The 16,392-nt window shown below is 73.0% G+C and carries 1 protein-coding gene and 1 pseudogene; both read right to left on the bottom strand.

Annotated elements, in window-relative coordinates; all coding sequences use genetic code 11:
• Positions 1-7,750 (bottom strand): non-ribosomal peptide synthetase (locus D455_RS32715; RefSeq protein ID WP_160167835.1); only part of this gene is annotated, 7,750 nt, incomplete at its 3' end.
• Between the two features lie 194 nt (positions 7,751-7,944).
• Positions 7,945-16,389 (bottom strand): annotated as a pseudogene (locus tag D455_RS35215) (amino acid adenylation domain-containing protein); the annotation flags it as partial.
• Positions 16,390-16,392 lie beyond the last annotated feature (3 nt).

Raw genomic sequence — 16,392 nt, 5'->3', positions numbered from 1 at the left:
CCCGCCGCACGCCCGCCTCCAGTCGCCGTGTGGTGCAGACGTACCGCCGCTCCCCCCGGTACATGACGCTGACCCGGCGCTCCTGGCACTGCTCGGTGAACAGGAGCTCGGCCCACCGCTCGGGCGTCGCCGTCCCCTCGTGCAGGACCACCCGCGTCGCCGTCCCGGGCAGGACCGAGCCCAGCGAACGCTCGTAGCCGATCACCGCGTCGAGGGCGGCCTGCCCGACGGCGTCGTGGAAGTGTCCCGCGACCAGGAGGTCGGTCACCTCCAGCGCGGAGGCGGCCAGGGCGCGCACCAGCGGAGCCAGGTCCGCGAGCACGCGGAGCACGGTGTCGCCGCCGTACTCCAGGGGCCACAGGTAGTGGATCGCACCGACGGCACCGTGCTCCTCGGCGACCGCGTCGAGTGTCCGACGCAGGCCCGCCTCGTCACGGGAGCCCACGCGGTACACGCCGTCGGAGGGGGTGGCCGACGTCTCCGCGTCCCCCCGCCCGGCCCTCTCGACGAACACCAGACGCGCGTTCCCGGCGTGCTCGGGCACCGACCGTCGGAAGGCGTCGCGTTCCTCCTCTCCGGTGAGGAAGCACACCACCACTCCCCGTGCCTCAGCGACCCCGGCGGCCGGCTCCGGTGACCAGTACTCCTCGAAGTACCGGAGTTCCACCTCGTCGGAGCCGCGCCCGTCACCGCCGGGAGCGTCGGCGACCCGCCGTGCCGGGCGTTCGGGCAACCAGTGGTACTCCTCGCTGAAGGGGTAGGTCGGGAGGGGCACGCGTCGGGGGCGGTGCGCCCCGACGCGGAGATCCCGCCAGTCCACGTGTCCGCCCTCGACCCACAGCCGGGCCACCTCGTCCAGCCGCTCCTCGGCCATCCACCGGCGTGCCAGGTCGCGTTGGTCGTCCCCGTTCGACGGGGAGGGGAGATCGGCCGATCCGGGCCGGAAGCACCGCTCCCCTCCCCCGCCGTCGGCGAAGTCGTCCAAGGCGTGCACGAGTTCGTCCACGCCGTCCACCACGAAGGCCACCCGCTCGGCCATCGGAGTCCGCCCCACCCGCAGGGTGTGGGCGACGTCGGCGATCCGGAGCGCCCGGCCGCGCGACCGGTCCTCCCCGGAGATCCGGCGGGCGAGGTCGCGTGCGTAGCGCCTCAGGTTCGGCAGTCCCCGGGCCGACAGCGGCACCAGGTGCGGACCGGACGGCTCCCCGTCGTCCGCCCCCTCGGGTGCCGGCGGCTCCTCCAGGAGGGCGTGAACGTTGGTTCCTCCGATACCGAAGGAGCTCACCCCCGCTCGCAGCGGCCCCGACGATGGCGCCAACTCGGTCAGCTCGGTCACCACGTAGAACGGCGAACCCTCGAAGTCGATCTGCGGGTTCGGCTCCCGGTGGTTGATGGTCGGGGGGACACGGCGCTCACCCAGGGCCAGGGCCGCCTTGAGGCACCCGGCGAGACCCGCTGCGGCGTCCAGGTGGCCCAGGTTGGACTTCACCGACCCGATCCCGCAGAACCCGCGTGCGTCCGTGTACCGGCGGAACGCCGCGGACAGCGCGCCCACCTCGATCGGGTCACCGATCCTGGTGCCGGTACCGTGGGCCTCCACGTACCGGATCGTCTCGGGGTCCACGCCGGTGCGTTCCAGGACCGAGGAGATGACCTCCGTCTGGCCCGTGGCGCCGGGCGCGTAGTAGCCCGCTTTCTCCGCGCCGTCGTTGTTCATGCCGACTCCGCGGATCACCGCGTAGACGTGGTCGCCGTCGCGTACGGCCGCCCGGGCGTCCTTGAGGAGGAACACGACGACGCCCTCTCCCCCGACCATGCCGGTGGCGTCGTCGGAGAAGGGGCCGCAGTGTCCGTCCGAGGACAGCGTCATGCCCTCCTCGTACACGTAGCCCACGGGCCGTTCGCCGTACATGCCCGCCCCGCCGACCAGGGCGTGGGTCGTCTGGCCGGACCGGATGGCCTGGAAGGCCAGCGCCAGACCCGCGAGGGAGGACGAGCAGTTGCTGTGCACGAAGAGGCTGGGGCCGTGCAGCCCGAGCTTGTGCGAGATCGTCGTCGGGATGGTCCCCGGCTGCGCGTGCAGGAAGCCCACCAGCGCCTCCGAGTCACGCGCGGCGCCGTCGGTCCGCAGCGGCGCCTGGTAGAGCATGTTGCTGGTCGACACGTACACCGCGGCGTCGGCGACGTCCTCGGGCAGGTACGCGGCGTCCTCCACCGCCTTCCACGAGTGCTGGAGCAGCAGGCGCGACTGCGGGTCCATCAGTTCGGCGTCGCGCGCCGAGATCCGGAAGAAGTCGGCGTCGAAGTCGCCCTTGCCGCGCATGCTGGCCCTGACCGGGACGAAGGCCGGGTCCTCGGCCAGGCGCCCGTCGACTCCCGCCCGACGGAGTTCGTCGCGGGAGAGGACCTCCACGCTCTCCTCGCCGGTGAGCAGGCGGGCCCAGAACTCCTGGTGGTCCTCGGCTCCCGGCAGTCGGCAGGACACGCCGACGATGGCGACGCCGTCGACCGAGGACCCGGGGAGGCCCCCGGCGGTGTCGTCCCCGCTCCCCTCGTGATCCCGCCCGGACCCGTCCACCCGCGCGCGTTCCGCGCGCAGGCGCTCCGCCATGCCCCGGGCGTTGACCCCGGTGAAGACCTCCGCCGACGTGAACGGCGTGCCGTACCTTTCACTGACCCGTTCGGCGAGGACGGCGGCCAGGACCGAGCTTCCCCCCGCGTCCAGGAACGCGTCCGTGGGCGTGAGGTCGTCCGCGCCCAGGACCTCGCGCCACAGCGCGAGCACGTCCCCCTCCTCCGGTGCGGCGTCCTCCCGCTCAGGAGCGGGCTCCGGCCGCCGGGTGCGCTCCGGCGTTCCCGCGTGCCGGATCACGCCGAGTTCGGCCAGCGCCTCCCTGTCCACCTTCCCGTTCGGGGTGCGGGGCATCCGCTCCACCGGGACGAGGAAGGCGGGGACCATGTAGTCCGGCAGCCGACCGGCCAGGTACCGGCGCAGTTCACCGGTGTCGGCGCCGTGCCCGTCCACGGGCGCGTAGTGGACGACGAGCTGTTGGGTGCCCGACTGCCCCCGTGCCTGGGCCACGCACTCCGCCACCGCCGGGTGCGTGGCCAGGACGTGCTCGATCTCGCCGAGCTCGACACGGAACCCGCGGATCTTGACCTGGGAGTCGATGCGGCCCAGGCACTCGATCGACCCGTCACCGCGCCACCGCGCCAGGTCGCCCGTCCGGTACAGCTTGCCGCCGGGCGGGAAGGGGTTGTCGCGGAACCGCTCCGCCGTGAGCTCCGGCTTGTTGAGGTAGCCCAGTGCGACCCCCTCACCGGCGATGCACAGTTCACCCGGAGCGCCCGTGGGCACCAGTTCGCCCCGCTCGTCGAGGATGTGGACCTGGGTGTTGTCGATGGGCCGGCCGATGGTGACCCCCCTGTGGGCCTCGACCCGTTCGACGGTGGACCACACGGTCGTCTCCGTCGGTCCGAACATGTTCCAGACCTCGGCCCCCGAGGCGACCAGGCGGTCCTTCAGGGTCTCGGGCATCGGTTCCCCGCCGCACAGGACCGTCATCCGTTCGTCGTTGGTCCAGCCCGCGTGGAGCAGCATCGTCCACGTGGAGGGGGTCGCCTGCATCAGGGAGGGCCGGACCGCGCCGATCATCCGCCGGAGGCGGTCCGGGTCACGCGCGGTGTCGCCGTCGCACAGGTGGCACAGGGCCCCGGTGACGAGCGGCAGGTAGATCTCCAGGGCGGCGATGTCGAAGCTGTGCGTGGTCACCGCAAGCACGCGGTCGCTCGGCCGCAGCCCCGGGCGCCTGGCCATCGAGCACAGGAAGTTCGTGAGCGCCCGGTGGGGCACCACCACGCCCTTGGGCGCGCCCGTGCTCCCCGACGTGTAGATGACGTAGGCGGGGTCGTTGCCGGTGACGCGGTCGGTCACGTCCCGGTGCGCGCCCGCCGTGTCCGCGATCTCGGACCAGTCCTCGTCCACGAGGACCACGCGGGGTGTCCCTGAGGCGGTGCCCCCCGGTGTCAGGGCGGCCACCCGGTCCCGCAGGTCGGCCTGGCTCAGCACCACCCCGGCCGCGGCGTCGTCCAGGATGTGGGCGATTCGCGACCTCGGATGGGAGGGGTCCAGCGGAACGTACGCGCAGCCGGCCCTCATCGTCGCCAGCAGCGCCACCACCAGGTCGAACGACCGTTCCATGTACACCGCGACCCGTGCTCCCGGGCGCACGCCCAGGGTCTCCAGGTACACGGCGAGCCGCCTGGCCCGGTCGTCCAGCTCGCGGTAGGTGAGGGAGTCGCCGCCGAACACGAGGGCGGTCGCCTCCGGGACCCGCGCGGCCTGTTCGGAGACCAGTTCGTGCACGTGGAGCGAGGGATGGGACGCGGCGGTGTCGTTCCACTCCACCGTCAGGGTCCGCCGCTCCTCGTCGGAGATCAGCGGGGCCTCGCCGACGGCCAGGCGAGGCCGCGCCAGGACCTCCTCCAGGAGGCGGAGGTACTGGCGTCCCAGGTTCCTGACCGTCTCCCCGTCGAACAGGTCCGGCCGGTACTTCCACCTGACCGAGTACGTGGTGAGGTCGTCGGCGGGCTCGACGACCTCCAACACGAGTTCGTACTCGCCCTCCTGGTGGATGCCCTCGACGTACTCGAACTCCCGGGTTCCCCCGGTCACGTCCTCGTACCAGTCCTGGTACATGAAGGCGTTGCCGAACACCGGCGATCCGCCGTCGGCCGTGGAGAGCCCCAGTTCACGCACCAGCGCCGTGAACGGGTAGGCGCGGGCCACGCCGCTGGTCAGGGCCGCCTGGACCTCCCGGCACAGTTCGAGGAACGGAGCCTCCCGCCGCACACGGCTGCGGACCGGGACCATGTCGACGAAGTGGCCGACCGTCCCGTCGAACCGCCGGTCGGGCCGGGTGTTCACGGCCGTTCCGACGATGACGTCGTCCTGCTGCGTGTGCCGGTGGAGCAGGGTCTTGAACGCCGCGAGGAACACCGCCGACGCGTAGACGCCGTGGTCGTGGGTGAACCGGTCGATCCGCACGCCCAGTTCCTCCGTGAGCCGCCACGTCTCGGTGGCGCCGCGCGCGTCACGGTCGGCGAGGGACCGGGGCCGGTCCGTGGGGAGGGCCAGGGCCGGGAGCGGGGAGGACAGCCGGTTCCGCCAGTACTCCAGCCTGGCGGTTCCCTCCTCACCCCGCATGCCGGACTCCTCGGCGGTGACGAATTCCGCGTACGTCGCCTCGGGAGCGGCCGCGTCGGGGACCCCGCCGCCGGTGAGGGCACGGTAGTGCGCCAGGAGCTCCTTGAGGAGCACCATCGCGGACACGCCGTCGAGGACGAGGTGGTGTGCGTTCACCAGCACCCAGGCCGTGCCGTCCGACAGGTGGAACACGCTGATCCGGCACAGCGGCCCGTGTTCCGGGTCGAAGGGTTCCTTGGCGTGCTCGCGGACGAGCCCGAACACCTCGTCGCGCGTCATCGGGGGCAGGTGTCGCTCCTCCAGCGCCGGTTCCGCCCCCGGCGAGTGCCGGAGCACGGGCGCGCCCCGCTCCACGCGGACGACTCCGGAGAGGACGCCGTGCCTGGCCCGCACCGCCGTGAACGCCTCGGACAGCGCGCGGACGTCCAGGTCGGTCGCCCTGAAGCACAGGGGCACGTTGTAGGCACTACTGCCCGGGGCCTCGCGTTGCAGTGCCCACAACCCCTGCTGTGCCTGGGACAGCGTGTGGGAGGCCGGTTCCGCGCCCCGGCGTTCCCCGGCGGCGTCCGCCCGCTCCCCGCGGTCGGCGACCACGGCACCGCGTTCCGCCAGGTGGTCCGCGAGGAGGTCGACGGTGTCGTACTCGAACAGCGACGCGGCGTCGAAGTCGGGATCGGGGCCGCTCTGGATCTCCCTGGCCACCCGGACCAGGGACCGGGAGGACAGTCCCAGCGCGGGGAGGCTCTCGGTGGTGTCCAGGTCCCGCGGATCGGCGGCCAACTCGGCGGCGAGAACGTCCCGAAGCCAGTCGCGCAGACGCGTCTCCGGGACCGCCTCCCCCCGGTGGGAGGGAGCCTGGACCCCACGCGTGCGCGGTTCGGGGTCCGGGGCGACGGCGGCGGCCTCCCCCGAGCGGTACCAGTGCTCCGTCCGCGTGAAGGGGTAGGTCGGAAGGCTGGTCCGCCGGGGCCGCGAGGTGCGCCAGAGCTCCTGCCAGTCGACGCTCCCGCCGTCCAGCCACCGCAGGGCGGGGTCGCGCACCTCCCCGTCGGGCTCCGTCCGCGCGTCGGCCTCACCCGAGGCGGCGAACCTCCGCAGCTCCGAGGCGAGCTGACCCGTGGAGGACACGGTGAGGAGCATCCGGTGGGGCAGGGCGTCCCGCCCCACCTGCAGGGTGTAGGCCACGTCCCGGAGCGGCGCCTCGTGCGGCGTACCCGCCACGCGGTCGAGGTGGTCCGCCAGGAGCAGCGCCGACTCCCTCAGCTGTTCCGGCGTCCTCGCCGACAGCGGTACCAGGTGCGGACCCCCGTGCCGTTCCTCCTCGGAGCCCGGTGTCCCCGTGTACTCCTCGACGACCAGGTGCGCGTTCGAACCCCCCGCGCCGAAACAGGAGACCCCGGCACGTCTGGGCACCGGTCGGCCCCGGTCGTCCACCGGTTCCCACCGTACGAGCTCCCGCCGCACCGAGAACGGCGTCCTCCGGAACACGATGCCGCTGTTGAGCTCCTCGGCGTTGATGGACGGGGCGATCCGGCCGTACCGGAACTGCATGAGAACCTTCGTGAGCCCCACGACGCCGGAGGCGCTCTCGCAGTGGCCCAGGTTGGACTTGACCGAGCCGACGGAGCAGTTCCCCCCGGTGCGCGGCCCCTCCTCCCCGAAAGCCTGGGCGAGCGCCGAGATCTCGATCGAGTCGCCGAGCTGGGTCGCCGTGCCGTGCGTCTCCACGTAGCTGATCGTGCTGGGTGGGGTGCCCGCCTTCTCCAGCGCGCGTGCGACGACGTCCCGCTGCGCCCGCAGGCTGGGTGTGCCGTACCTGCCGCTCCTGCCGCCGGCGTTGACCGCGCTCCCCCTGATCACGGCGTGGACATGGTCGCCGGAGGCCAGCGCGTCCTCCAGGGGACGCAGGACGACGGCGCCGACGGCCTCCGCGGCGAGGAAACCGTCCGCGTGCTCGGAGAAGGGACGGCACCTCCCGCTCCGCGACAGGAGTCCGTGCTCCTCCAGGACGCGGAAGTGGTCCTGGTCGAGCAGCAGGTTGACGCCTCCCGCGACCACGCAGTCGTTGTCACCGCTGTAGAGACTCTCCAGGGCCATGTGCACGGCGGTCAGGGAGGACGAGCAGGCGGTGTCGACCGCGACGCTGCTCCCCTGGAAGTCGAAGAGGTGGGAGGTGCGGTTGGCGATCGAGGAGTGGGCGGTGCGCCCGTTGTACGTCGAGTTCATGACGCCCACGAACACCCCGACGCGCCCCTGTTCGTTGAGGCCGGCGGTCGTGTGGCCGCTGTCCTGGACGGCGCTGTGCACCGTCTCGACGAACAGGCGCTCCTGCGGGTCCATGGCCGCCGCCTCGTCCCCCGTGAGGCCGAAGTACTCGGCGTCGAAGCACGCGGCGTCGCGGACGAACCCTCCCGTCGGGCGCGTGTCCTCGTCCCACCGGCACCACCAGCGGTCCTCCGGGTAGGGCGCGGTGGAGTCCGTGCCCCGGCACAGGTTGTCCCACAGCTCCCGGGGGTTCTCCGCCCCCGGGTACCGGCCCGCCACGCCCACGACGGCGATNCCGCCGTGGCCGGTCCGCCGGAGGGGGCGGGTTCGGGTTCCGGCCGAGGCCGTACCTCCGGCCTCCGCTCCGGGGCCGGTGGCGGCGTCCGCTCCGCGGCGGAGCGGTCCCGGGGAGACCCCCCGCCGAGGACCTCCTCCAGCCGTTCCCGGCGCGTCGCCACGAAGTGGTCGACGAGCTCCCCCACGGTCGGGTGGTCGAAGAACAGGGAGTTGTCGAGGTCGTCGAAGACCCGGCCCAGCTCGTTGTTCATCTGGACGACGAGGATCGAGTCCAGGCCCTGGTCGAACAGGTTGGTGTCCGGCGCGAGTCCGTCGGGAGCCAGCCGCAGCGTGGCGGCGGCCAGGTCCGTGAAATAGGCGGTGGCGCGGGCGCGGAGGGTGGGCCGGTCCGTCCGGGGCCCGTCGAGCCCGAACAGGCGCGCCAGTTCGGGGCGCCGCGTCCGCACGAAGTGGTCGACGAGCTCCCCGAGGGAGCGGAGCTCGAAGAAGAGCGTGCTGCCGACCTCGTCGAAGTCGGCGGCGAGGGCGTTGTTCATCCCCGAGACCAGGATGGAGTCGAGCCCGCGGTCGTGCAGGTCCTCGTCCAGGTCGATCAGGTCCGCGTCCAGCCGCAGGGTGCGGCCCACGAGGTCCCTGAAGTACGCCTCGGTCCGTTCCCTCAACTCCGTGTCGGTCCCCGTTCCACCGTCCCGCTCCTCCTCCGGCGCGGTTCCGTGTCCTCCTCGTCCCACGGGAGCCCCGGAGCGCTCGTTCCGGACGCGTTCCCCGGTCGGGGCACCGGTGTCCAGCGGGGTGCGGACGGCACCGTCGCTCTCGGCGATGACGAGCTGCTGGCCCAGGTCGTGCGCTTCGACGCCGGGCTGACGGACACGGCCGAAGCCCTCGTCGGACAGGACCTCCCTCCATCCGTCCGGCCCGAGGACGGGGCTGCCCTCGATCCGCAGGGCGTCGTCCTCGTGGGCCCACCAGCCGTCGAGGAGCCCGACCGTCAGGTGGGCCAGGACCGTGTTCCCGCTCATCTCGTTCACGAACAGCAGACCGTTGGCGCGCATCGCCGCCTTGACGTTGCGCAGCGTCCGGGACACGTCGCTGGTGGCGTGGAGCACGTTGGTGGCCACGACGACGTCGAAGGCGCCGGGATCCACCCCCTGCGGCCCCGGCGGGTGCTCGACGTCGAACAGGCGTGTGGTCAGGTACGGGTGCCGATCGCCCAGCCGTTCCTCGGCACGGAACAGGAACGCCTTGGACACGTCGGTGTAGCAGTACTCCTCGACGGGGGACCCCAGGGCGTCGAGCGCCGCCAGGACCTTGGTGGTGGTCGCCCCGGTCCCGGCCCCGACCTCGAGGACGCGGACGCGTCTCGTCGGATCGTCCCGGAGCCACGCGCGGACGGCGGAACCCACCAGGGCGGCCAGCTGGTCGTTGAAGTGCTCCGCGACGGGGTCGTCCCGGTAGACCCCCTCCACCAGGGACGTCGAGGAGTCCGGGAACAGGACCTCGGTCGCCTGCCGGCCTCCGGTCAGGACGTCGGGCAGGGCGAGCAGGCACGACTCGACCAGGTCGACCCGCGCCGCCTGGCTCGTGCTCGTCCGCCACCGCTCGCGTTCGGCGTGCCACCGCCGCCACAGTTCCTCGTGCGGGGCGCCCCGCTCCAGGAGCACCCTTCGGCCGTCGACCACCTCCACGAGCCCGGACCGGGCGAGCAGGCGGTCGCTCTCCTCCAGCCACCGGTGGAGTCGGGCGGGCACACGCCGCTCCAGGTCGTCCGGGCCGAGGTCACGCAAAGTCGCGAACAGGAGCTGGACGGCCAGGTCGCACATGCGCTCGTCCGGAAGGTGCCGCCGGAGGCGCTCCAGGTCGCCGGGGGAGGCACCGTACCCGCGTTCGGCCTCGTCGATGACGGAGGGGAGGCGGGCCGGTTCCCGGTGCAGCCGCTCGTCCAGAGCGAGGCCGCGCAGCGCCCGGTCGCCGAAGGTCCGCATGAGCACGGCCTGGTCGTGGTCGTCGGAGAGGAAGGCGGCGAGGTGGCGGAAAGCCTCCTCGGGATCGAGCGAGTCGACACCGGCCTCGGCCAGACGCTCACGGTAGAAGGAGTCACTGACCACACCGGCCGCACCCCAGTAGCCCCAGTTGATCGTCTTGACCACGGGCGGGGTCCGCTCCGGACCGGCGGACGCGTCCCGCCACCGCTGACGCAGCTCCCTCGCCAGGGCGTCCTTGAAGGTGCAGCCCGCCGCGTAGTTGGCCTGCCCCGCCTCCCTGGCGAAGCTCTCCACCGACGAGAAGAACAGGACGAGGTCCGGGTCGTCGGCACCGAACACCTCGGCGAGGTTGACGCCGACGTCGGTCTTGGAGGTGAGCGCCGCACGGAACTCGTCCTCGTCCATGTTCCCCAGGACACGGTCGGCGAGGACGATCGCGGAGTGCACCACACCGTCGATCCGGGGGTGGTGTTCCCTGATCCGCCGACGGGCGGCACGCAGGCTCCCGAGGTCGCTCGCGTCCGCGGAGAGGTAGAGCGGCGGTCGTGCGCCGCGGCTCTCGGCCAGCTCGGCGAGCCCGGCCAGTCGCCGTTCGACCGCTCCCGCGAGGGGGCGGCGGCCGATCCACACGATCGACGCCTGGTACCGCTCGACCATGTGCCGGCTCCACAGCTCCCCGATACCGCCGGCGCCGCCGACGACCACGTAGACGCCGCGGTGGCGGTAGGGCGCGGTGCCCGGCCGCGCGTGCGGCACGCGCAGGAGCTCCTGGGAGAACCACCGGCCGTTCCGCAGGGCCAGTGTGGCGCCCGGCCTCGGGGGCGTGGGCGGGGTCCCCGCCCCGGACGGTCCGGGCTCCCCGTCACGGGGCAGGTCGACGGCGCGCACCGTCCACCGGGTGTGCTCCTTGGCCAGGCTGCCCATCAGCCCGTGCACACTCGCGTGGGTGGCCGCCACGCGCTCCCCCTCGCGCACCCGCTGGGTACCGAAGGTCACGGCCGTCCACTCCAGGGCCCTGGTCCCGTACCCGAGCCCGAGCAGCGCCTTGACGATCCGGAAGACCTCGATGACGCCCCGTTCCTGACCGGACGACGCGCCCGTGGACCCCTCGGACGGCGGAGCCTCCTCCGGGGCCACCCAGATCACGTGTGCGAGCGGTTCGGTGTTCGAGGGCGCGCCGATCAGCTCGGCGATCTCCTCCACCGTGGCCCCCGGCCGCAGCCGGACCTCGCGGTACCCGGGGGGCGGATCACCGATCCCGCCGCGCAGGCGCTCGGCGGCGCCGAAGACGAGGACCCGGCCCTCGGCCGCGCGCGCGTCGGCGGCCGGGGCGAGCACACCCGCGCTCCGCCGTCGGCCGGTGTTCCTCGGCTCCCACACCGGTACCAGCGTGTGCAGTCGGGAGTCGCGGTCGGCCCCCTCGGCCGTCGGTCGCGTCCCGACCCTCCGGTAGGCGAGTCCGCGCATCGCGACGCGGACCCGTCCCCGCCCGTCGACGAGGTCGACGTTCAGCACCGTGCCGTCTCCCCCTCGGCCGGCCGCCGGACGCACCCATGAGTACATGACCTCCTCGACGGGCCCGTGGGCCGTGAGCTCGTCCAGGGCGAACGGCACCGCCGTGGCCGCCTCCCCGTCGGCGGACGCGGCGGAGGTGTCCAGCGACGGGTCCAGGCCGAGTGACGCGTGGATCGCGGCGTCCAGGACGCTCGGGTGCAGCGTGTGCTCCTCCAGGGAGCCGCGGAGGTCCTCGGGCAGCCGCAACTCGGCGAGCACCTCCCGACGCCCCTCGCGCACCCCGCGGAGGAGCGTGTGGACCAGGCGGAAGCCCGGACCGTAGCGCACCCCCATGCGGGCGATGCGTCCGTAGCACTCCTCCCCGGTCACCGGACGTGCTCCCAGTACCGAGCGCAACCGCTCCAGGTCGACGTCCGGTGCGGCGGGGGCGGGCCCGGTCTCGACCCGTCCCTGGACGTGGACCCGGTCGCCGCCCTCCTCCCGGGAGGCCAGCGTGAAGGTCAGGGGTCCCGACGGGACGTCCGTGCCGTCCCCGGCCGCCGGGGCCAGGGTCAGCTCCACCTCCCGGCCGCCGGGACCGACCTCCAGCGGGCGCAGCCAGGCGACGTTCCTCAGGGTCACGCGCCCGTACGCCCCGGGCACGGTCCGGCTGACCCGGGTGTGGACCATGTCCAGACAGGCCGTGGCGGGGAGGATCGCGCGACCGTCGACGACGTGGTCGCGCAGCAGGTACTCGTCGCCCGTGAAACGCGTGCGGTGGACCCGCTCCCCGTTCCCCGGCAGGGACGCCCGGCCCGGTGGACGAGCGTGGGCGCCCACCGCGGCCTCCCTCGGATGGCCGGACCCGGGCCAGGGGTGGCGCACGTCGCTGAAGGGGTAGGACGGCAGGCTGGTCCGGCGGCACTCCTGGGTCCTCGGAAGTGCGCGCCAGACGACCTCGTCCCCCCGGACCCAGGCCCGGGCGAGCTCCTCGGCTCCACCGTCCTCCGTCCGGCGGACGGGCGGAGCGCTCCCCCCGCTCCGATCGGTCGCGGGGACCCGTCCGGCGTGCCGCCGCGCGGACGCGTCCCCCCGGACGAACAGCGAGAGTTCGGCCTCCAGTTCGTCGAGGTCGCGCACGACGAACGCCACCCGGTGCTCCATCGGCACCCTCCCCACCTGGAGTGTGTACGCCAGGTCGCGGAGTCGGAGGGGTGTGGGCGCGCTCCGGGTGTCCCGGTCGCCCAGGTGGTCGAGCAGATCACGCGCGTACTGCGTGAGGTTGTCCCGTCCCCGTGCCGACAGCGGCACCACGTGTTCGCAGCCGTCGTCCTCGACGTCCCGCACCGCGTCCCCCTCGTACTCCTCGAAGACGGCATGGGCGTTGCTTCCGCCCAGGCCGATGGAGCTCTGCGCCGCCCGTCGCGGCGTCCGCCCCGCGGACCAGTCGGTCAGGCGGTCGACCACGCGGAAGGGCGACCCGTCCAGACGCAGCTGGGGGTTGGGGGCGGTGTGGTTGATGGTCGGAGGCAGTTGACGGTGGTGGAGGCTGAGCACCACCTTGAGGCTGCCCGCCAGGCCCGCGGCCGTGTCGAGGTGCCCCAGGTTCGACTTGACCGACCCGATCCCGCAGTAGCCGACCTCCTCCGTGAAGGTCCGGTAGGCGTCGGTCAGGGCCGTCAGTTCGACGGGGTCCCCCAGCTTCGTACCGGTGCCGTGCGCCTCCACGTAGCCGATGGAGGCGGGGTCGACACCCGTGCGTTCCAGGGCCTCCCGGATCACGCGGCTCTGCCCCTCGACGCTCGGGGTGTAGAACCCGGTGGCCTGACCGCCGTCGTTGTTCGTGGCCGCGCCGCGCACCAGCGCGTAGACGTGGTCCCCGTCGGCCACGGCGTCGCGCGCACGGCGAACCAGGAACGCGACCACGCCCTCTCCGGCCACCATCCCGTCGGCGTCGGCGTCGAACGCCTTGAGGCGGCCGTCACCGGAGAAGTTGAGCCCCGGCTGGTACACGTACCCGAGGCCGTCGTGCCGAGACACCGAGGCGGCGGCGACCAGCGCCTGGTCGGTCTCGCCGGACCGGATCGCCCGAACCGCCAGGGACAGCGCGCTCAGCGACGACGAGCAGTTGGAGTGCACGGACATGCTCGGTCCACCGAACCCGAGCTGGTGGGAGATCATCGAGGCGATCGTGCCGCCCTGGCACATCACCCACGACAGGTACTGCTCCGGGTCCTCGATCACACCGCGGGGGGTTCCGTCGCCGTCCGAGGGCGCCCCGTAGAAGTGGTTCCCGCTGCTGACGTAGACACCGGTGCCGGGCAGGTCCCGGTGGTCGTACCCGGCGTCCTCCACCGCCTTCCAGGCGTGCACGAGCAGCTCACGGAACTGCGGGTCCATCAGGGCCACGTGCCGGGGCGACAGGCGGAAGAACTCACCGTCGAAGGAGTCCTTGCGGTCCAGACAGGACCGGAGCGGAACGAAGGACGGGTTCTCCAGCAACCGCTCGGGAACCCCGGCGCCGCGCAGCTCGTCCTCCGTCCACAGCCCCGTGGCCCGCTTGCCCCGCGTGAGGTTCCGCCAGAACTCCCGGTGGTCCTCGGCGTCCGGGAACCGGCAGGAGACACCCACGACCGCGATCGCGNNGGTCGGCCGCCGCGGCTCCCGCGGTGTCGCGGCCCCGCTCCCCGTGGCGGGCTCGGTGCCACCGGAGGGAGCGGGCCCCTCCGCCGCCCCCCGCGAACGCGCGTCGTGTGCGTACCGGGCGACGGCACGGGCGGTGGTGTACCTGAACAGGTCGGGGGCCGCGAACGGCACGTCCAGGCGCTGGCTGATCCGCTCGGCGAGCATGACCGCCGACAGCGAACTCCCCCCGAGGTCGAAGAACGACGCGGTGGGGCTGGCGCCGCTGACACCCAGCACGTCACGCCAGCACCCGAGGACCTCCGCCTCCACGTCCGCGAGGGTCCCGGTCCCGGGTGCCGCGCCGGTGTCCGCCACGACGATCTCCCGCCGTGTCAGCGCGCCGCGGTCCACCTTGCCGCTCCCGGTCAGCGGGATCGTGTCGATCGGAACGAAGTGGGCCGGAACCATGTACTCGGGCAGCTTGTCCCGCAGGAAGTCCCGGAACCAGCGCGCCCCCCGCCCGGCCCCTCCCGGGCGCTCCGGCGTGTAGTAGGCGACGAGCTGCCTGGCGGTGTCCTCCCCCCGGGCGACGACGACGCACGCGGCGACGTCCTCGTGCCGTCCCAGGTGGTACTCGATGTCGCCCAGTTCGACACGGTGGCCCCGGATCTTCACCTGGAAGTCCATCCGGCCCAGGTAGTCGATCTCCCCGTCCTCGTTCCAGCGGGCCAGGTCCCCGGTCCGGTACATCCTCCCCTCCGGCGCGAAGGGGTCCCGCACGAACCGCTCGGCCGTCAGCTCGGGCCGGTTCAGGTAGCCCGCCGCGACCCCGGGACCGGCGATGCAGAGTTCGCCCGTCTCGCCCGGGGGCACGGGACGCAGCCGCTCGTCGAGGATGTGGACTCGGGCGTCGGCGACCGGGGTGCCGATCGTGATCGGCGCGTCCCTCCGGACCAGCGTGCCGGTGGCGTAGACGGTCGCCTCCGTCGGCCCGTACAGGTTCCACACCTCGGTGCCGGAGTCGAGGAAGTGCTCCTTGAGCGTCCTGGAGAGCGCCTCCCCTCCGGTGAAGGCGCGCAGGCACTCGGCGTTGCGCCAACCCGAGTGGAACAGCATGCTCCACAGTGCCGGTGTGGCCTGCATGACGGTCGGGCGGACGGCGCTGATCCGGTCCTTGAGCAGCTCGACGTCCCTGATCGTGGCGCTGTCGCACACATGGCAGTGCGCCCCCGTCACCAGGGGGAGGAACAGCTCGACCTGCGCCATGTCGAAACTGGTGGTGGTGACGGCGAAGAGGGTGTCGTCCGCGCTCATTCCCGGGCGTTCGGCCATCGAGCGAAGCAGGTTGCCCAGCCCCCGGTGGGGAACCATCACGCCCTTGGGACGGCCGGTACTCCCCGAGGTGTAGATGACGTAGGCGAGGTCGTCGCCGGTCACCTCCACCTCCGGCGTCCCGGCCCCGTCCCCGACCGGATCCGTCCATCCCCCGTCGAGTACCACGACCTCGGCCCTGGGCGCGTCGGACGTGCCGTCGGGAAGGCGGTCGAGCAGCTCACGGGCGGACGCCTCCGACGGCCGCTGGGTGAGGACCAGGCGCGCACGGCTGTCCTCCAGGATGTCGGCCAGGCGCTCGGCGGGCAGTTCGGGGTCGAGCGGCAGGAAGGCCGCGCCCGCCCTGAGCACGCCCAGGAAGGTGACGACCACGTCGGAGGAACGCTCCATGAGCACGGCGACGAGGTCGCCCGGGCCGACGCCCCTCTCACTCAGGCGGGCCGCGAGCCCCCGGCTCCGGAGGTCGAGTTCGCGGTAGGTCAGGGATCCGCGCGCGTCGGACACGGCGACCGCCTCGGGGCGGCGCCGGGCCGTATCCCGGATCATCTCGTGGACGCGGGGGGCCTCCCCACCACCGCCGAAGCGCTGGCGCAGCTCGCCGACGGTGGTCTCCGGCCTGGTGGTCACGTGGTCGAGGAGTCGCAGGAACCGCTCGCCCAACCGGGTGACGAAGTCCCGGGAGAAGAGTTCCGGGTGGTACTTCCAGTGCAGTCGGAAGCCCGCGCCCCGCCTCCACACCTCGAGGGAGAGCTCGTACTCCCCCTCCTGGTGGGGTTCGTCGAGGTACTGGTACGGGCGGTCGGGTCCGCCGATCCCGTCGAGCACGTCCTGGTAGACGAACGCCGTCTGGAAGACGGGGGACCGGTGCTCCCTCCGCTCGGCGCCCAGCTCCCGGACCAGTGCCGGGAGCGGGTAGCCGTGGAGCATTCCGTCGAGGACCTCGCGCTGGGTACGGTCCACGAGGGCCTGGAACGGCGTGTCCTCGGCGAGGCCGATCAGGACCGGCATCATGGTGATCATGAGCCCCACGGCCCGGTCGGACTCCGCGCCGTCCCGCTCGTCCACCGGCATGCCCACGACGATCCCCGGCTCCCGGGAGTAGGTCGCCAGCGTCGCGGCGAAGGNAGCTGTAGCCGTGGCGGGCGTCCGCGAGACCGGCGACCCTCGCGGCCAGTTCCTCGGGCAGATCGT

The organism is Nocardiopsis halotolerans DSM 44410, assembly GCF_000341065.1.
GTDB lineage: Bacteria > Actinomycetota > Actinomycetes > Streptosporangiales > Streptosporangiaceae > Nocardiopsis > Nocardiopsis halotolerans.
This window is presented reverse-complemented; position numbering and strand designations above follow the sequence as displayed.